Genomic DNA, 18334 nt, shown 5'->3' with positions numbered 1-18334 from the left:
TGAACGGGGTCAGACGGTCCGGCCGCCCAGGATGACCCGCAGGTCGGCCGCGTTCGCCTCGGTGATCTTCCACAGTTCCTGCTGACGGCCGTGCACATCGGCGACCGTCGCCGCGTGGTCGGACAGCAGCCCGGCGGCCCGCTCGACGAGACGTGCGCCGAGGTGCCGGTCGTGGACGGAGATGCCCCACTCGGGCCGCTCGATGTCCGCCAGGAAGTACGCCATCTTCGGGTGCGAGATCAGACTGATGATCGGGGTTCCGCAGCCGAACGGGATCATGCCCGCGTGGCCGCGCATCCCGATGACCAGCTTCGTACGCGCGTACGTGTCCCGGATCGCGTCGTTGTCGAAGTCGTACATCGGGATCACCGGCAGCGAGATGCCGTGCTCGCGCCGCAGGTCGAACGCGATCCGCTCGTCGTCCAGCGAGTGCGCCACGCACCGCACCTCGCCGTACGCGCCGAGCCCCTTGACCGCGGTGGCCATCTCGCCGAGGAAGTGCCCGTAGTCGTGGCCGAAGCGGAGCCCGGCCCGGTCGTACGCGGCGTTGATCAGGATGGTGTCGTCCCGCTCGGCGGGGTCGGTCCAGCCGGGCGTCGTCTGCCGGGTCACGGTCGTCGGGCAGGGCTGGAAGCGCACCTTGTCCCGCAGTTCGGCCGGGAGCAGGTCGCGCACCTTCTCGATGGAGCCGTGGTTGCGCAGCCCGAAGAACGCGGAGCGCTCCACCAGCTTGCGCAGACTGGACAGGAAGCGGTTGCGGCTCTGGCCGTAGGCCTGTCCGTCGAAGGCGTTGAAGCCGACGGCGTAGACCATGACGGGTACGTCGATGCGCTCCAGGAGCGCGTCGGGGACGTTCCACTGCCAGCCGCTGTTGCCGTTGGGCGCGGTGTCCGGGATGAAGAGGCCTCCGCCGCCGATGACCAGGCCGCGGCGGGCGTTGACCCGCTCCAGTGCCGCTTCGTCGAAGAGGCGGTGGGCGTGCACGGAGTGCCAGCGGGCGGGACCGGTGTCCTGGTCGAACGCGAGGCGCACGCTCTCCGGCAGCAGCTTGTCCCCGGCGTTGCCCTGCTGCTCCATGTAGAAGGCGACATGGGCGAGCTGTTCGGCGGGCCTGCCTTCGGCGGGCGGCTTCGCGGCGGTGGTGCGCTTGTACATCAGCCGGTTCGCCCGGTGCGTCGGGTCGACCCCGAGCCCGTCCAGGGCGTATTCGGCGGCCGCCTCGTCGTCGCCGTGGATCCAGGCGATCTGGGCGAGCCGTCCGAAGGAGGTCGCGGCCCGGTTCGGGGCGGCGGTGGCCAGCATCAGCTCGGCGCGCGCCTCACCGTAGCGGGAGACACTCATCAGGGCGTGCCCCAGCACCTCGTGCGCCCAGGCCTCGTCCACCGGGATCCGGATGCCGCCCAGGAGGTCCACCGCCTCCTGGTACTCCCCCGCCCCTATGTGGGCGCCCGCGACGCGACGCGCGGTCTCGACGTCGCCGGTCCGCCGGACGTGCGGGGTGCCGTAGTGCACCAGCAGGTCGTGGTGCTTGGTGCCGGGCAGGGAGAGGTAGGCGTCGTGGAAGTCGGCCTCGGAGAGCTCGTACGCGTGCCAGCGGTCCTCGGCCTGGGTGTAGCCGGCCTCTCCGCCCTGCCACGGCTTGTGGCGCCCGGTGAAGTGCAGGATCGCGGTGTCGTCCGGGACCGGAAGGTCTCCCGAGAGGCGCCGCTTGACGAAGTTGTACCGGGCGTCGAGGTGGAGGAACCCGCCGTCGAGCACGGCGTTGAGGATGCCCTGGTCGTGCTTGTCGAGCTCGTACGAACCGTTGCGTCCGACCTCGTCCAGCTTCGCGCAGAAGTCGTCGCTCAGGAACTCGCGCTGGATGACGAGCAGCCCGCTGTTGAGCTTGTGCTGACCGTAGAAGAACTGCGGTACGGCGGCGAGGCCGTCGCGCAGCTCCAGCAGTTCGCCCAGGTCACCGAGGACCACCATGTCGGTGTCCAGGGTGATCACGGTGTCGTAGTCGCGCACCCGGAACACGTCGAGGATGAAGTACGCCTTGCGCACCAGGTAGTTGTCCTGGTCGCCCTTGGCGTAGCTGTCGTAGTGCGCGGCGTCGACCTGGCGGAAGGAGACGCGCGGGTGCAATGCGCGGATCTTCGCGAGGGAGTCGGTGCGCAGACCGTCGTGGAGGACGAGGAAGTCCTCGCAGACGGACGGGTTGGACAGCGCCAGGCTGCGGAGCAGGGTCAGGAAGCCCGGGAGGTAGTTCTCGTCCACGAAGCTCGCGAAGGCGACCCGGCGCTTGCCGGTGAGCGCGTTGGCTGCGGTCGGAATGGAAGGCGCGGTCGTCATCGCAGTCGGATCCTCGCATCGGTGACGCTCTGGGCGCGTTCCATGACCCACGCCTTTTCGCTGGTGTACTCGTGCACGGAGGTGATGGGCATCTTCATCGCACCGGCCAGCCGGTAGGCGCCGCTCTCGTAGAAGTCGAAGCCGATCAGGTCCAGTTGCGGGCTGACGTCCAGGAAGTCCAGCAGCCACAGCATGTTGAAACCGGTGGTGGGGATGGCGGGCCAGACGTCGCTGCCGACCTTGCCGATCTCGCGTAGCGGCCAGCGCAGCGACTCGTCGCCGAGGCAGGTCTGCGCACCGGGCACGATCCGGCTGCGCAGGGACTGCTTCCAGCCGCCGGAGACCCCGCCGAAGACGAGCCTGGTGTCCACGCGCTGGTCCCAGTTGAAGCTGTGCTTGTGGATGGTGGCGTGGATGTCGGTGCGCCGGCCGGTCGCCGCCGGGTCGATCTTGTACGAGTTGAAGCGGACGACGAGGTCGTAGGCGTCGATCTCGGCGCCCATCGAGCCGTTGCCGACGCGCTGCGAGTTGGCGATCAGGCAGATCGACTTGCCAGCGATGCGGTTGCGGAACTCGCCGAGCGTGATCCATTCGACGCCGTCGAAGGTGGGGTCCGCGACGGCGCCGCGCGCCCGGTTCCTGCGTTGTTCGGCGTAGAGCTCGGTGAGTTCGGTGAGCGGGGTGGGCCCGGTGGGGTCGCCCGTGCCGCGTCCGCCGCCGATGACGCCGCTCGCCTCCCTCGCGAGGCCGAGGTACTGGGAGGCCGTGGCCTGGATCTCGGTCACGGGGGTGCCGTTCCGGGTCTGCGCGAGCAGCGCTCCGACCAGCCGGGGCTGTGCCCCTGCCCAGTCCCCGCGCGCGTGCAGTTCCAGGCCCTCGGCCCAGGACTCGGTGACGGGACGGTCGGTGAACCGGCCGGCGGCGGGGCAGTCCTCCTCCAGCCGCCGGACCAGCTCGTGCTGGATCTCCCCGCCCAGCCGCAGCCCGGCGACCTTGGCGGCCACACCGAATCCGTCGTCGTCGGTCAGGCCGAGGTAGCGCTCGTACGCGTCGAGGGCTGCGGTCTCCGCGCCCATCGCCTCCAGGACGCGGGCGCGCAGCCGCCAGCCCGCGCGGGAGCGCTTGCGCTGGGTGAGCACGGTGTCCGCGACGAGCAGGGCGAGCTTCGTCTCGTCCTCGTAGCCGCACTCCAGCGCCTTGTTGCCAACCGCGAGGAGCGGGTCCATGAGCTCGTCGGCGAGTACGGGGCCGGCGCTCGTCCCGCCCTTGACGGTGCGCCGTATCAGCGGCAGCGAGGCGGCGGGCGCCGCAGCGGCGGGGGCCGTCGTCGCGTGTGCCGCCAGCAGATGACGCAGCGCCTCCGCGAGTGCCGTGCGACGCCGGTCGAGCCCCGCGACGAGCTTTCCGCTGTGGGCGGCGCAGGCGCGCAGGCATACGTCCAGGTCGGTGGGGGTGACGGCGGTGGAGGCGGTGCCTGCGCGTGGGGCCGGGACCTCCACGTCACGTGGCCGTTGCCAACGGGGGCGGGCTTTCGTCATGGCGCTCCAAGCGTCTGATGCCCGTGGGGGAGGTGGGCGTCGGTTCGTACGCGGTCGCGGACACCTCCGCCGGAACGGCTCGGAGGCTGCGTCCGCACAACAGGTTGCGGTTCGGCGTCACGGTAGAAAACCCGTACGACTGGCAGATGAACTCGCCCTGTCAGCCCGGGAAACTGCACGCTTCCTGACCGTTCTGTCCCTCTGCGCGGACCTACGCTGACGCGGCGCACCGGCTGAATGGAGTGGCTGTGACCATCACACCGCAGGACGCGGGGAGGACCGGAGCGGGGCCGTCGAAGGCCGCCGCGACACCGGGGCCGGGCTTCACCGAGGGGACCGGGACGTCACCGGGCTCGGTGGGGTCGGTGCCGTCGCCCCGTGACGACGCCGGGGCCTCCGCGCCGCCGTCACGGCCTGCCCGGTCGCGGCCCCGGCTGCGCGCGCTCGACGGGTTGCGGCTGCTCGCCGCGCTGATGGTGGCGGCCTACCACTACGGCGGCCGGGGCGGTGACATCACCACGGCGTGGGGCAGTTCGCCCGCGGTCCAGTTCCCCACCGCCCACACCTGGTTCGCCTACGGCCCGCTGGGCGTGCAGATCTTCTTCGTCATCAGCGGCTTCGTGATCTGCATGAGCGGCTGGGGCCGGTCACTGTCCTCGTTCTTCGCCTCGCGCGTCGCACGCCTGATGCCCGCCTACTGGGCCGCGGTCGTGCTGGTGACCCTGGTCTTCGCGCTGCCGGTGGTGACGTACGCGGCCGTCTCGCCCAGCGACGCGCTGGTCAATCTGACCCTGCTCCAGCAGCCGTTGGGGGCGAGCCGGGTGCTGGGGGTGTGCTGGACGCTGTGGGCGGAGATCCGCTTCTACGCGCTGTTCGCCCTGTTCGTCGTCCTGCCCGGGGCGAACCGGCAGCGGATCGTGCTCTTCTGCGCCGTGTGGACGCTGGCTGCGGCTCTCACGAAGGCGTCCGGCCAGCCGTTCCTCGATGTGCTCCTCATGCCGGAGCACGCCCCCTTCTTCATCGGCGGCATCGGCCTCTACCTGGTCCACCGCGACCGCCGGGACGCGGTGGCGTGGGGCATCGTCGGGGTGAGCTGGCTGCTGGGCCAGCACTACGCGGTGGCGGACCTGTGGCATCCGGCCGGCCAGGAGGCGTTCTCGTACCGCTCGTCGCTGGTGATCATCCTGATCGTGACGGCCGGCTTCGTCGCGGTCGCCGCCATCGCCGTGGGCGCGCTGCACCGGGTCGACTGGCCCTGGCTGACGGTCGCGGGGGCGCTGACGTATCCCTTCTACCTGGTCCACGAACATCTGGGGTGGGTGGTCGTGGGGGCGCTGCACCGCACCCTCGGCGTTCCCGCGGCGCTCACGGCCGTGCTCACGGTCGGGGCGATGCTGGTGCTGGCCTGGCTGCTGCACCGGTACGTGGAGCGGTGGTCCACCCCGCTGCTGCGGAAGGCCCTCACCCCCTCGGCCACCCCACGGACCCGCTAGCGGTACCCCGGACGGCCACCCCTTGACCTCAAGCATGCTTGAGCTTCTATGTTCGGGGACATGGACCACTCACACGACGACGCGGAACTGGCACGGCAGCCGATCGGCTACTGGAGCTGGGCCACCCATGAAGCCACCGTCACCCACATCCGCTCCGCCCTGGCCGAACACGGCCTGACCCAGCCGCGTTGGTGGGTCCTCAACCAGCTCGTGGACGCGGACGGGGCGGGCCGTCCACGGGCCGAGGTGGTCGCGATGCTCCGCGGCTATCTGCACATCGGGGACGGGCTGGACCCCGAGATCGACGCACTCGTCGTCGACGGTCTGGTCACCCAGGACGCCACCACCCGGCTGCGGCTGACCCCGGAAGGACACGCACTGCGCGCGATGGCGTACGAGCGGGTCTCCCGGGCGCGCGCGGAGATCCACGCCGGCATCCCGGACGAGGAGTTCGTCGCCGCCCTCAAGGTCCTCCAGCGCATGATCCACAACGTGGGGGGCAAGGCCTGGCACCACTGAGCGCCCCGGCCCCGCGTGGCTCAGACGCTGCTGAAGGTGAGCTTCGCCGCGAAACCGAGGAACAGCACACCCGCCGCCGAAGTTGCCCCCGCCGACAGCCGCTTACGGCGGCGGAACGTTGTGGCCAGGCGGGTGCCGCCGAATATGAGCGCCGTGAGGTACAGGAAGCTGCCGATCTGCAGCAGAGCGCCCAGCAGCAGGAAGGACAGCGCCGGATAGGCGTAGCCCGGATCGACGAACTGCACGAAGAAGGAGATCAGGAACAGGATGGCCTTCGGGTTGAGCAGACTGACCACGAGCGCCCGCCGGTAGGGCCGCTCGACCGACGTCGCGGGCGTCGTGTCCGCCTCCGTCAGCTCGGCGACCCGCCGGTGCCGATCGCGCCACATCGACACGGCTGCGCGCAGCATCCCGATGGCCAGCCAGGTCAGATAGCCCGCGCCGGCGTACTTCACGACGGCGAAGAGCAGCGGTGTCGTCTGCAGCAGGGAGGCGGCGCCCAGCGCGGACAGCGTCATCAGGACCGTGTCCCCGGTCCAGACGCCCGCGGCGGCCACATACCCGGTCCGCACACCGCGCCGGGCGGCGACGGACAGCACGTACAGCGAATTGGGCCCCGGCAGCAGAATGATCAGCACCAGGCCGGCGAGATAGGTCGGAAGATCGGTCACACCCAGCATGAACGGAGTGTCGCACGCGGGTACGACACTCCGTCCGGGCGGTCCGGAATACGGCGGATCGGCCCTGGTCCGGGGGTACCGGGCGCGTGGCGGTACCGGGCGCGGATTCGGTACCGGGCGCGTGGCGGTACCGGGCGCGGGGCGATCCTCGCCGCAGGCCGGTCCTCAGTCCTCGTCGCCGTCCAGCAGACGGTCCACGGAGCGCTCCGTCTCCACACCGACGACGTCCGGCACGCTGAACGACATCCCTCCGCCTGTGGGGTGTCCGGTTCCGGTACTCCCGCCGCGCGGATCGGTGCAGACCAGCACCTGGTCGTGCTTGCGGTCGGCGACCACGCAGACCGGGATGCCCGCCTGGGCGTAGTCCTCGGCCTTGGGGCCGAAACCGTCCGCCCAGTTGGTCGAGGTGACCTCCAGAACCATGCGGAAGACGTGTGGGGCGTAGCGGTTCTTCATGACGTGCGCGTCACGGAAATCGGAGTTCGACAACCGCGAGATCGGGAATCGCGTAGTCGTCCGGGCCGGTGGACAGCCAGAGCCCGACCGCCTGGACCAGTCTCAGCCCGACCCCACGCGCTCCGACACCGAATTCCTCGCTGAGCCAGGACAGTGCCGGAGCATGCGATCCGTCGGCCGGTGGTGTCACAGTGAGCCTCCCCTGGAGGATCTCCACGCGATGCCCGGGCAGCGAGCGTGCGGCCTGCTCGGCCGCCTCGCCGATCGTCAGCTCGGACCGCACCGTCGTCATCTGCTCCTCGTGCCGGCCCACAGCCACGGCATCCTCCTTTCGGAGACCACTGTTCACGAGCTTGTCCACGGGCGCGGGTGATCGGCGGGAGATCACCCGCGAGGGTGGGGCCCGCCGTTCAGAACGCGTCCGTCGGAACGTACGTCCCCCAGACCTCCCGCAGCGCGTTGCAGACCTCGCCCACCGTCGCCCGGGCCCTGAGCGCGTCCTTCATCGGGTAGAGGACGTTGGCTGTGCCCTCCGCCGCCTGCTTCAGCTCGGCCAGTGCCGCGTCCACCGCCCCCTGGTCACGCTCGGCCCGGAGCTTCGCCAGCCGGGCGGCCTGCTGGGCCTCGATCTCCGGGTCGACACGGAGGGGCTCGTACGGCTCCTCCTCGTCGAGGCGGAAGCGGTTGACGCCGACGACCACGCGCTCTCCGCTGTCGGTCTCCTGCGCGATCCGGTAGGCGCTGCGCTCGATCTCGCCCTTCTGGAAGCCGCGTTCGATGGCGTTGACCGCGCCGCCCATGTCCTCGACCCTGAGCATCAGCTCCAGGGCCGCGGCTTCGACGTCGTCGGTCATCTTCTCGACCACGTACGAACCCGCGAAGGGGTCCACCGTCGCCGTCACGTCCGTCTCGTACGCCAGGACCTGCTGGGTGCGCAGGGCCAGGCGGGCCGACTTGTCGGTGGGGAGGGCGATGGCCTCGTCGAAGGAGTTGGTGTGCAGCGACTGCGTGCCGCCGAGGACCGCGCCGAGGCCCTGCACGGCGACCCGGACCAGGTTGACCTCGGGCTGCTGGGCGGTGAGCTGGACGCCCGCGGTCTGCGTGTGGAAGCGGAGCATCAGCGACTTGGGGTTCTTCGCGCCGAACTCCTCCCTCATCACCTTCGCCCAGATCCGGCGCGCGGCACGGAACTTGGCGACCTCCTCCAGGATCGTCGTACGGGCGACGAAGAAGAAGGAGAGCCGGGGGGCGAAGTCGTCCACGTCCATGCCGGCCGCGACGGCCGTACGGACGTACTCGATGCCGTCGGCCAGGGTGAACGCGATCTCCTGCGCGGGCGAGGCCCCCGCCTCGGCCATGTGGTAGCCGGAGATCGAGATGGTGTTCCACCTCGGGATCTCGGCACGGCAGTACTTGAAGATGTCGGCGATCAGCCGCAGCGAGGGCTTCGGCGGGAAGATGTAGGTGCCGCGGGCGATGTACTCCTTGAGGACGTCGTTCTGGATGGTGCCGGTCAGCCGGTCCGCCGGGACGCCCTGTTCCTCACCGACCAGCTGGTAGAGCAGGAGGAGGAGCGAGGCGGGGGCGTTGATGGTCATCGAGGTGGAGACCTTGTCCAGCGGGATCCCGCCGAACAGGACGCGCATGTCGTCGATGGAGTCGATCGCCACACCGACCTTGCCCACCTCGCCGGAGGCGATCGGGGCGTCCGAGTCATGGCCCATCTGGGTGGGCAGGTCGAACGCGACCGACAGGCCCGTGGTGCCGTTGGCGATCAGCTGCTGGTAGCGGGCGTTCGACTCGACGGCGGTGCCGAAACCGGCGTACTGCCGCATCGTCCAGGGCCGGCCGGTGTACATCGTCGGGTAGACGCCACGCGTGAAGGGGTACACACCCGGCTCGCCCAGCTTCTCCTCGGGCCGCCAGCCGTCGAGTGCGTCCGGCCCGTACACCGGCTCGATGGGCAGTCCCGATTCGGACTCACGCGTCATGTGCTGTGCCTCCCGCTCAAGCTACTTAGCAGTAACAACCTCGCGACGGACTCCAGCGGGGGCGGTAGCACCCGTGAGAGCCGTCGGCTGGGACCTTGCTCACAGCGTTCGACCCGCTGCGGGACCGGCCGCACGCTTCCCATCATGCGCAGGATTCGGCAACCGGGCAGGACGGGAATCCGTCTCATGAGATATCCGTGCCGAACACCGGGGCGGCGGCGGACGGGCCAGGGGGTCGGAATGAGACGCACAGGGACGAACGGCCGTGCGGGCAGAACACGTACGGCGACGACGGCGGCCATCGGCCTGCTCGCCCTGGCCACGCTCACGGCGGGCTGCCGGGCCGACACCGTGGGGGCCGCGGAGCCGACGGCCCCCGTCACGGCCACGGGCCCCACGGACGACGCCAAGCCGAGCGGCAGCCCCACGGGCGCGCCCCCTTCGGCCTCGCCCTCCGCCACCGGGGAGACGCCGAGCGCGCGGCCCGTACCGCGGCCGAAGACCCTGATGTCGACCGGGGACAGGAGCGAGCGGGTTCGGGAACTCCAGGCCCGGCTGCGCCAGATCGGCCACTTCGACCGCAGCCCCACCGGTTACTACGGCACCGTCACCGTCACCTCCGTGCAGTCCTTCCAGGGCAAGCGGGGCCTGTCCCGCACGGGCCGCACCGACACCGTGACCTGGGAGCGGCTGCTCGGGATGACCCGGAAGCCGACGGCCCAGGAGCTGGACCCGCCGACCGACAGGCCGGTGGCGACGCCGGACGCGCGCTGCATGACGGGCCGGGTCCTGTGCATCAGCAAGAACAGCCGGACCCTGTCGTGGATGATCGACGGCCGGGTCGTCTCCTCGATGGACGTCCGCTTCGGCTCGCAGTACACGCCGACCCGGGAAGGCGCGTTCTCGGTGTACTGGAAGTCCCGCCACCACGTGTCGACGCTCTACGACACCCCCATGCCGTACGCCATGTTCTTCAGCGGCGGCCAGGCGGTGCACTACTCGTCGGACTTCGCTGCGCGCGGCTACAGCGGCGCCTCGCACGGCTGCGTGAACGTACGGGACGAGGGGAAGATCGCCTCGCTCTTCGCCCAGGTGAAGGACGGCGACAAGGTCGTCGTCTACTGGTGAGAACCGGGCGGTGGGAGCCGGGCGGTGCGAACCTGGCTGTGAGATCCGGCGGCGGACGGTCGCGGCTCCACCGGATAAGGGGGCGCGGGCGGGACCGGGGGAACGTGTCCCGCCCGCGCCTGATGCGCCGAGCCGAAGGTACGGGGGGAACCCCGGCTCATGTGCGCTACCGATGACCAGTCGGCACTCTGTACTGCGCCGGGCAGCCGAAAAACGTCACACCTGATGGCCGAAGCTCATGTTCGCGCAGGTCAGCGTGTCGCCGAGGAGAGCACGGAAGGGGTTCCCACCGGGTCGCCGACCGTAGACCTCCGGTCCGTGCCGTCCTCCGGGGGCTGGGTGCGGAAGGAGATCGAGGGGAGGGACTCCTCGCCGCCCTCGCCGTTCTCCTTGCCGCCCTCCGAGCCGCCGGAACTGCTCCCGCCGCCCGTGCTGCCCCCGCTCCCGTCCGGGTCGTCCTTCAGGACACGGTCACAGAAGCGGTCCAGGTTGCGTTCGCCGTCCGCCAGCTCGACGAGACGCCGCTCGTCCTCCCGGCTCAGCTCGTCGTTGCGGTAGTCGCGGCAGGCCCGGGCGGCCTTCTCGTACAGCTCGGCCGGGTTCCCGCCCGTGGAGCCGCCGGGCGCCCCGGGGGCGTCCGTGCCGTTCCCGGTGCCGTCCGGGTCGCCGGTACCTTCCGGGTCACCGCTCCCACGGTCCGTTGCGCTGCCGTCCGGGTCGCCGTCGAGGCCGCTGTGCCCGCCGTCCGGGGCCGTCCCCTCGCCCGCTCCGTCGGGGGTGCCCGGCGGGGTGGACGCGTCCGGTGACGTCGGCGCGGGCGAGAGTCCGCCGGCGTCCGGCACACCGGCACCCAGCTCCTCCGGGGACGCGGCCGCCGAGACGGACGAGGCCGGGGAGCCCTGGCCGCCGAACGGGGCCGGAAGCATGCCCGTACCCCCGGCGACCGCCACCCCGCCGAGTGCGCACCCCGCGAGCGAGACGGCGAGGCCGTAGCGCACGGGGCGGGTCCAGCGGGGGCGCCGGGACGGAGGGGTGCGCACGGTGCCGATCCGCACGGTGTGCAGGGTGTCCTGCTGCCCGGCGGGTCCGGCGGCCCGCGCCGTGGCGTCCTTCTTCGTACGGGCACCGGACGCCTCGCGGAACGCGGCCATCGCCGCCGCCTCGCCGGGCAGTTCGACGCCCGAGGGCCCGGGGGTGCGCACTTCGCGCAGGGCCGCTTCCAGCTGTCGGGCCTCGGCCCTGGAGTGATCGTCGACGGGTTCGACGGACTCGCCGCGGAGCAAGGTCTCCGCCGCGTCCGCGTCAAGCCACTCGTCCTGCTCGTCGGCCATCACATGTCCTTCTGCGTCCACGGACGCGAATGCGTCACACCGGCGGGCGCCGCCGCACCGTTGCGGGCCGGGCGCTGTGCGGGCACGGCGCCGAGTCCCGTACCGGCGGCCGGAAGCTCGTCGTCCGGGCCGTTGTCCGCACCGACCAGTTCCGCCAGCCGCTTGAGTCCCCGGTGGGCGGCCGTGCGGACCGCGCCGGGGCGTTTGCCCAGCGTCTGGGCCGCGCTCTTCGCGTCCAGCCCGATCACCACGCGGAGCACCACCGCCTCGGCCTGGTCCTGCGGCAGCTGGGCGATGAGGGACAGCGTACGGCCGGTGGCCAGCGACTCCATCGCCTCGCCCGCGGTGTCCGATTCGGCCGCCCGGCCCGCCAGTTCACTCTCGTCGCCGCCGACCGCCGGGCGCCTGCCCCGCATCCGTATGTGGTCGAGCGAACGGTTGCGCGCGATCCGCGCGGCCCAGCCGCGGAACCGGTCGGCGTCCCCGCTGAACCGGTCGAGATCACGCGCTATCTGCAGCCAGGACTCGGACGCCACGTCCTCGGCGTCCGGTTCGCCGACCAGCGTCCGTATGTACCCCAACAGCCGCGGGTGCACAGCGCGGTACACAGTACGGAAGGCGTCCTCGTCCCCGTCCTGTGCCGCGAGCACCGCGGCAGTCAGCTCCGCGTCGTCCCCCAGCACTCCCTCAACCCGCCCTGCTGATCCGAATAGCGACTGGTCACCGCCGCTGCGCCACCCTGCGCGAATCAGCACGCTACGTGGTCGGACTGTTCCACGTCCATGACTTGTACAACCCGCAACAGTCCCCTGACACAGCGCGGTGTGACAGAAAACGCACCCGCGGCGCTGAAGTGAGTACGGGGTCGCTCTGCGGCCTCATGGAAGACGACCGGGGCCTCTCCTGTGGGGGGTGGCGGCCCCGGTCGTCGTCCGCCCTCCCTCCGGCAGCCCCCTGCGCGGCCCCCGCGGTCAGCCGGCACCGGCCGGTCCGCCCCTGCTGCGCGACGGCTTCGGACTCCCGCTCTCTTCCGGCGAGACCGGCGGCCCGTCCTCCTCCGCCCTCCGGTTCCCGTCCGGGGCGTCCTCGATGCTCGTCGGCCTCCCCGGTGACGGCCGGCCGACGAGTGTGTCGCAGTACGCCGCCACCGCGGTCTCGGACGCCTCGCCCGCGGCGGCCTCCAGCCGTTCGAAGACGGTGGCGTCCGTGGCCTTCCCGTTGCCCCGGTCCCTGATGTACACCCGGCAGAGCTCCGCCTCGTCCCGAGCCCGGCCGGGACCGTCGGTGGGCCGTGCGCCGCCCGAGGTGTCCGTGGCCCCCTTCGAGGAACCGCCGCCGTCCGCCCACGCCTCACCGGAGGGGCGCCCGCCAGGCGTCGTGGGAGTCACTTGCGTGTGCTGTACGGCATCCGGCGCCTTCTGCCCGCCGTCGCCGAACGGTGTCGGTATCACCCCGGACCCGGTGGCCACCGCGACCCCGCCCAGCGTCGCCGCGGCCACGAACCCGCCGAGCATCACCCGGACCGAGCGCACACCGCCCCGTCTCCCCGCCGGACGCCAGTCGTGGCGACGGCGCCGCCGCCACGGCGACACGGAGGCGTGCGCCCCCTCGTCCCGCGCGGCCAGGAAGGCGGTGGTCGCGCGCAGTTCGTCGTCCGCGTCGAGCGCCCCCGCGCGCTGCGCCGCAGCGAGCAACGCGGCCAGTTCGGGTGTCTGCGGCGCCTTCGGCTGCCGCTGCGATGTGTTCCTCATGCTTCACCCCCCAGCGTACGGCGCGCGCTGTTCGTCACAGCGCCCGCTCCTCCGCCTTCGGACAACTGCTCGGCCAGTCTCTTGAGTCCGCGGTACGCGGCCGTACGGACGGCCCCCGGGCGTTTGCCGAGTACGCGCGCCGTCGCGGGCCCGTCGAGCCCGACGACGACCCGCAGCAGTACGGCTTCCGCCTGCTCCCGTGGCAGTGCGCCGATCATCTTCAGCGCCGCCTCCGTCGACAGCGTCTCCAGGGCCCGGGCGGCGGTGTCGTGACCGCCGGGCAGCTGGAGCACGTCCTGTTCCAGCAGAGCCGGACGGGGCCGGCGCTTCTGCTTCCTCAGGTGGTCGAGCGCCCGGTGGCGGGCGATCGTGGCGGTCCAGCCACGGAACCCTGCTCCGTCGCCGCGGAATCGCCCCAGGTCGCGGGCGATCTCCAGCCAGGCTTCGGAGGCCACGTCCTCGGCCTCCTCGCCGACGAGCCCGCGCACGTACCCGAGAAGACCGGGCTGCACCCTCCGGTACACGAGGGCGAAGGCGGCCTCGTCCCCTTGCTGCGCCCGCCCGACGGCATCGCCGAGCTCGTCGTCGTGCCTCTCCCCGCGGTGTGGTTCCCCGCCCGTGCCCAACACGTCCCTACTCAACGCCCGATCCGGCACCGGCCACCGCGCCCGTGCTCTCGCCGTTCCCCCGGGGCAGCGCCCCTCTTTCCTTGCCTTCTGCGCCCGGAGGCACAGAAACGTCACAGGATCCCCACCCGTGGAACCGTGCGCTACCCGCACAGGACCCTCCGCCGCACCGAACGCCCGTGCAGGAGGAGGTACAGCCGCTGCACCGATTCGTCCGGCCCCGACTCGAAGCGGTTGACGACCTTGCCGAGCGGATTCCAGACCCGCCCGTCGGCCATCCGCACGCCCACCGCCTGCTGGAAAAGCACCCGCTGCGCGGCGTCGAAGTCCACCCACTCCCCACCCGCCCGACGGACCATCACCTCGCCCGTGTACGCCCCGAGTCCCAGCAGGATCTCGGCGACCCGGTCCCGTTGCGGCCGGTCACGCCGCAGGCCGTCGACGACGAGATCGACGAGCCGGAGGCTGGCGACCGAGTAGTCGAGGGGCAGTCGGCTGCGCGCGGTGAGCCGGGTGACGAACTCCGACGTGCAGGCGCGCATCGCCGAGGCCCCGGGCAACGTCGTCCGCTCGTCCCCACCCATGTTCGCCCCTGCCCTTCGCCGTGCCGACGATCACCGACACTGATCCAGCGCCCAGGGACCCGGGAACATCACACGAAGGGGGCTGTGTTCGTTCTCACAGCCGTGAGCAGGCACATCTCGTCGTGGAGCCCCGGCCTCCACCGGTCGACGAGCGACCACGGTGGCTACCGGATGGCGCCTGCGCCGACGTCACCCCCTGTACCCGAACCACCCACGTCCGCGACAGGAAGAGCCCTAAGCGGCGGGCTCAGGGCTGATCGTCGGTCCTGCCATGGCCTTCTCGTGCTGCATCGAGGTCATCCTGCGGACCATCGCGGCGGCCAGGAGGGCAGCAGCCAGGTCGAGGAGCGAGTAGCCCACCGTATACGCGACGACAGCACCGAAAGCGGTAGTTCCCATGCCTTTCTCCGCCATTTCAGGGGCCACCAGCATCACGCCCTGAGCGACCAGCCAGCAGCCCCACCAGAAATTGACGAGACCCGTTCCCGATGCCCCGGGCCGGGCCGAGGTGCTGGCCCGCCAGATGTCCACGACGATGCGGCGCGGGTACCAGAAATTGACGAACGGGACGAACCAACCGGCCCAGATCCAGGGCCGGCTGTGCTTGTGCCCGTCCGGCCGGAAGATTTCGGCATTGACCCGGACCCGCCACAACCAGGCGCAGAAGACGATCCCGCAGGAGATGTAGACGAGCCCCTGGATCCCCGAGAACACCCCGTAGAGCGTGTCGAAGCGGCCCGGATTCGCGACGAGGCCGGACTGCGCCAGCGCGGAGAGGGCGAGCAGAACCTCGAACACGTCGGTCAGCGCACACAGGCCCAGCAGGGCCACTGCGGCATACGAGAGCCCTATCGGTGAGCGCAGTTGAAGAACGGACATGATGTGGAGCCTCCGCGGTTCGGCGCCGCCCCGCGGGCCTCTTCCGGACCTCAGGGTGACGAAGCACCGGATCCTAACCTCGGCGGAGGCCGGGGCAGGCCGCAGCCGGGGGCCTGAATCGCCTCGGTCATGACACATGTCACATTCATGGAAATCGATGTGACGTTTGAGGTCCGCGCTTCGCTGGGCAACTTGAGCCGCCCGCGCGACGGGTGAGCTCCCATGAGTTTCTGAGCACTTGTAACTCTTTGAGGGGTGGGGCACTTGAGCCCGCGCAGTTCGCATGCGTACAGATCGATGAGCCTGAAACGCCGAACCTGGCTGACCATCGGGGCGGTCGTGCTCGGCGGGGCCGGAGCGGCAACGGTCGCCATAGCCAACCCGGACGCCCCACAGGCTCACGGGCCCAAGGCGCGGAAGGCCTCGGTCCACGAGCTGACGTTCAAGGGGACCGGCAGCTCCGAGCGGTCGCTGCCGCGCACCGACACCGATCCGTTCTCGCTGGTCGGTGTCGTCTGGGCGAACCCGGACGCGAAGATCGACGGCAGGGCCGAGGTCCGGACGCGCAGCCGTGAGACCGGCCGGTGGGGCGGCTGGCGGGAGGTGCACCTGGAGCAGCACCTGGGCGCGGAGCGTGACGACGACGCGAAGCTGCCCGGCCTGTCCGAGCCGCTGTGGGTCGGGCCCTCCGACGCCGTCGAGGCGCGGGTCGTGGGTGCCGACGGCACGGCCGCCGCCGGGCTGCCCAAAGGGCTCGAACTGTCCCTGGTCGACCCGGGCGTCACCGCCAAGGAGGCCGCGGCACCGGGCGCCGACGCGCAGACCGCGTCGTTCGCCGTCGAGGAGACCGCGACGCCGACTCCCACGGACCCACCGGCCGAGACGGCGCCGCCGGCGCCGACCGGCACCCCCACGGAGACGGCGGCAACGCCCACCGAGACGGCCACCACGGCCACACCGACGGAATCCGTCACGCCGACGGCGACACCCACCGACACCCCGTCACCGACGCCGACCGTCCCCACCGCGCCGCCGTCCACGGTGAACCGGCCCGCGATGACGCTGCGCGCGGGCTGGGGTCCGGACAAGTCGCTCGCCACGAACTACAGCGACCCGGAGTACGTCGAGAAGGTCCAGGCCGCGTTCATCCACCACACGGTGGGCTCGAACGACTACAGCTGTGCCGAGTCCGGTGCGCTCATCCGGGGCATCTACGCGTACCACGTCACCCCTCGGGGCAAGGACACCGCGACCACAGCCGACGACTACGACGGCTGGAAGGACATCGGCTACAACTTCCTCGTCGACAAGTGCGGCCAGATCTTCGAGGGCCGTGAAGGCGGCGCCGACCTGCCCGTCCTCGGCGCGCACACCTACGGCTTCAACTCCTACTCGACCGGCATCGCGCTGCTCGGCGACTTCGAGACGGGCAGGCCCACCCCCGCGGCCCTGAACTCGGCCGCCCGCGTGGCCGCCTGGAAGCTCGGCCAGTACGGCGTCAGCCCGACCTCCACGGTCACGCTGACGGCAGCCGCCGACACCGGTAAGTACACCCAGGGCCAGAAGGCCACGCTGAACACCATCTCCGGACACCGCGACGGCTTCGCCACGGTGTGCCCCGGCCCCAACCTGTACAGCAAGCTGGGCACGATCCGTGGCTTCGCCGCCGGCGCCGGCCGCAACTCGGCCGTCCCCACCTCCGACTTCGACCGGAACGGCGTCAGCGACCTGGTCGTCGGCCTGCCGAAGGCGACGAACAGCTACGGGCGGATCACCGTACTGCCCGGCACCAAGACCGGCCCCGACTCGGTCACGAAGAAGATCCTGACCCAGAACAGCCCGGGTGTGCCCGGCACCTCCGAGGCGGGCGACCAGTTCGGCGCCTCCAGCGCCTGGGGCGACGTGAACGGTGACGGGTACGCCGACCTGGCGGTGGGCCTGCCCGGCGAGGACGGCACGCACGCCGACTCCGGCCAGGTCTCCGTGCTCTACGGCCCCGGCCTGAGCTCCGGCAAGGCCTACCTGACCGACGCGGCGACCCGCGTGGCGGGCGAGAAGCTCGGTACGACGGTCACCGTGGGCGACTTCAACGCGGACGGCAGGGCCGACGTCTTCTCCGCCGCTCCCGGAAAGCCCGGCCGCTGGTGGGCCTGGGACAGCAAGTCGGGGGCCGTGAAGAAGGGCTACCTGAACACCACCGCGTACACCGGCGCCGTCGGCTACGCGGCATCTGTCACCGGCGACTTCAACAAGGACGGCTATGCCGACGTCGCCGTCAACTACCGCGACCCGAGCGGTATCGGACGACTGCTGTGGCTGAAGGGGTCCTCGACCGGTCTCCAACGGGTCGGCCTGCTCTCGACCCGCGGCGGACGCTCGCTGGCCGCGGGCGACCTCAACGGTGACGGCTACGGCGACCTCGCGGTCGGCCAGCCGAGCGCCACCGAGTCCGGGCACACCTCCGTCGGCGGCGCGGTGACGGCCGTCTTCGGCTCGTCCACCGGGCCGACCTCCACGGGCCGCAAGACGATCAACCAGAACATGGTCACCGCGGCCAACGGCGAGACCAGCGACGACATGGGTGCCTCGGTGTCCATCGGTGACGCCGACCAGGACGGCTACGGCGACATCCTCGCCGGCATCCCGAACGAGGACCTCACCCGCAGCGGTGTCAGCCGGGTCAACACCGGCCGCGTCCTCCTGATCCGCTCCACCTCCACCGGCCCCACGGCCACCGGCGCGGTGAACTACTCCCAGGACACGTCCTACGTGCCCGGCTCCACGGAGACGGGAGACCGGTTCGGTTCCGCCGTCTCGCTCGCCGACCTGACCGGTGACGGCCTGGGCGACCCGGCCGTCGGTGTGGACGGCGAGGACACGAACAACGGAACGGTCCTCCAGCTCGACAACAGCTACACCAAGGGGATCAACCCGGCCGGCGTCCACTACGGCGTGACGCAGCTCGGAGCTCCCACCGGGATTCGGATCGGCTCGGTTCTGGCCCCGTAACCCGCACCCCGACAC

Annotated in this window: 16 protein-coding genes; 4 read left to right on the top strand and 12 right to left on the bottom strand. The window is 71.2% G+C overall.

The features are described 5' to 3' along the window. Positions 1 to 9: 9 nt before the first annotated feature. Together OG524_RS22810 and OG524_RS22805 are read right to left on the bottom strand one after the other, a co-directional pair. Positions 10 to 2334: a glycosyltransferase gene (locus OG524_RS22810; RefSeq protein WP_405388999.1), complete on the bottom strand. Its 2325-nt coding sequence runs from the start codon at positions 2332 to 2334 to the stop codon at positions 10 to 12. Beyond that, the gene (locus tag OG524_RS22805; RefSeq protein WP_405389000.1) at positions 2331 to 3872 is read right to left on the bottom strand and encodes a hypothetical protein; all 1542 of its coding nucleotides are present in this window, start codon (positions 3870 to 3872) and stop codon (positions 2331 to 2333) included. The genes OG524_RS22810 and OG524_RS22805 overlap by 4 nt, the downstream gene beginning before the upstream one ends. A 365-nt stretch (positions 3873 to 4237) precedes the next feature. Here OG524_RS22805 and OG524_RS22800 point away from each other — a divergent pair, with 365 nt between their 5' ends. Further along, a complete protein-coding gene (locus tag OG524_RS22800; RefSeq protein WP_405393123.1) occupies positions 4238 to 5365 on the top strand; it encodes an acyltransferase family protein in 1128 nt (375 codons plus the stop codon). 60 nt (positions 5366 to 5425) lie between these two features. Then, positions 5426 to 5884 carry a MarR family winged helix-turn-helix transcriptional regulator gene (locus OG524_RS22795; RefSeq protein WP_405811593.1) on the top strand — a complete coding sequence of 153 codons (459 nt, stop codon included), beginning with the start codon at positions 5426 to 5428 and terminating at the stop codon, positions 5882 to 5884. A gap of 20 nt (positions 5885 to 5904) precedes the next feature. Here the strand turns inward: OG524_RS22795 and leuE are convergent, their stop codons facing one another. From leuE to OG524_RS22775, 4 genes are all read right to left on the bottom strand, one after another. Further along, the gene (gene leuE / locus OG524_RS22790; RefSeq protein ID WP_405393124.1) at positions 5905 to 6564 is read right to left on the bottom strand and encodes a leucine efflux protein LeuE; all 660 of its coding nucleotides are present in this window, start codon (positions 6562 to 6564) and stop codon (positions 5905 to 5907) included. 165 nt (positions 6565 to 6729) lie between these two features. After that, positions 6730 to 7053, bottom strand: a complete 324-nt coding sequence (locus OG524_RS22785) for a Uma2 family endonuclease (protein WP_405811592.1) — start codon at positions 7051 to 7053, stop codon at positions 6730 to 6732. After that, a complete protein-coding gene (locus OG524_RS22780; RefSeq protein ID WP_405389002.1) occupies positions 7031 to 7339 on the bottom strand; it encodes a Uma2 family endonuclease in 309 nt (102 codons plus the stop codon). The genes OG524_RS22785 and OG524_RS22780 overlap by 23 nt, the downstream gene beginning before the upstream one ends. 91 nt (positions 7340 to 7430) lie before the next feature. Then, a complete protein-coding gene (locus tag OG524_RS22775; protein WP_405389003.1) occupies positions 7431 to 9011 on the bottom strand; it encodes a methylmalonyl-CoA mutase in 1581 nt (526 codons plus the stop codon). A 240-nt stretch (positions 9012 to 9251) separates the two neighbouring features. On the opposite strand from OG524_RS22775, the gene OG524_RS22770 reads away from it, so the two are divergent. Next, a complete protein-coding gene (locus OG524_RS22770; protein WP_405389004.1) occupies positions 9252 to 10139 on the top strand; it encodes a L,D-transpeptidase family protein in 888 nt (295 codons plus the stop codon). 251 nt (positions 10140 to 10390) lie between these two features. On the opposite strand, the gene OG524_RS22765 is transcribed toward OG524_RS22770, so the two are convergent. From OG524_RS22765 to OG524_RS22740, 6 genes are all read right to left on the bottom strand, one after another. After that, the gene (locus OG524_RS22765) at positions 10391 to 11470 is read right to left on the bottom strand and encodes a hypothetical protein (protein ID WP_405811591.1); all 1080 of its coding nucleotides are present in this window, start codon (positions 11468 to 11470) and stop codon (positions 10391 to 10393) included. Beyond that, positions 11470 to 12153 (bottom strand): RNA polymerase sigma factor, encoded by a 684-nt coding sequence (locus tag OG524_RS22760; protein WP_405389006.1) that lies wholly within the window; start codon positions 12151 to 12153, stop codon positions 11470 to 11472. The genes OG524_RS22765 and OG524_RS22760 overlap by 1 nt, the downstream gene beginning before the upstream one ends. 288 nt (positions 12154 to 12441) lie before the next feature. Beyond that, the gene (locus OG524_RS22755; RefSeq protein ID WP_405811590.1) at positions 12442 to 13221 is read right to left on the bottom strand and encodes a hypothetical protein; all 780 of its coding nucleotides are present in this window, start codon (positions 13219 to 13221) and stop codon (positions 12442 to 12444) included. Continuing rightward, the gene (locus OG524_RS22750; protein WP_405393125.1) at positions 13218 to 13847 is read right to left on the bottom strand and encodes an RNA polymerase sigma factor; all 630 of its coding nucleotides are present in this window, start codon (positions 13845 to 13847) and stop codon (positions 13218 to 13220) included. Before OG524_RS22750 ends, OG524_RS22755 begins: the two co-directional genes overlap by 4 nt. A 143-nt stretch (positions 13848 to 13990) precedes the next feature. Further along, positions 13991 to 14431, bottom strand: a complete 441-nt coding sequence (locus tag OG524_RS22745) for a hypothetical protein (protein ID WP_405389008.1) — start codon at positions 14429 to 14431, stop codon at positions 13991 to 13993. Between the two features lie 234 nt (positions 14432 to 14665). Further along, complete coding sequence (locus OG524_RS22740) at positions 14666 to 15310, bottom strand: DUF4328 domain-containing protein (RefSeq protein ID WP_405811589.1); 645 nt, start codon at positions 15308 to 15310, stop codon at positions 14666 to 14668. A 297-nt stretch (positions 15311 to 15607) separates the two neighbouring features. Here OG524_RS22740 and OG524_RS22735 point away from each other — a divergent pair, with 297 nt between their 5' ends. Then, positions 15608 to 18319: an FG-GAP-like repeat-containing protein gene (locus tag OG524_RS22735; protein WP_405811588.1), complete on the top strand. Its 2712-nt coding sequence runs from the start codon at positions 15608 to 15610 to the stop codon at positions 18317 to 18319. Positions 18320 to 18334 lie beyond the last annotated feature (15 nt).

Source organism: Streptomyces sp. NBC_01520 (assembly GCF_045040375.1).
Lineage (GTDB): Bacteria > Actinomycetota > Actinomycetes > Streptomycetales > Streptomycetaceae > Streptomyces.
The sequence above is the reverse complement of the archived record's forward strand: the minus strand, read 5'-3'. Positions and strand labels throughout refer to the sequence as shown.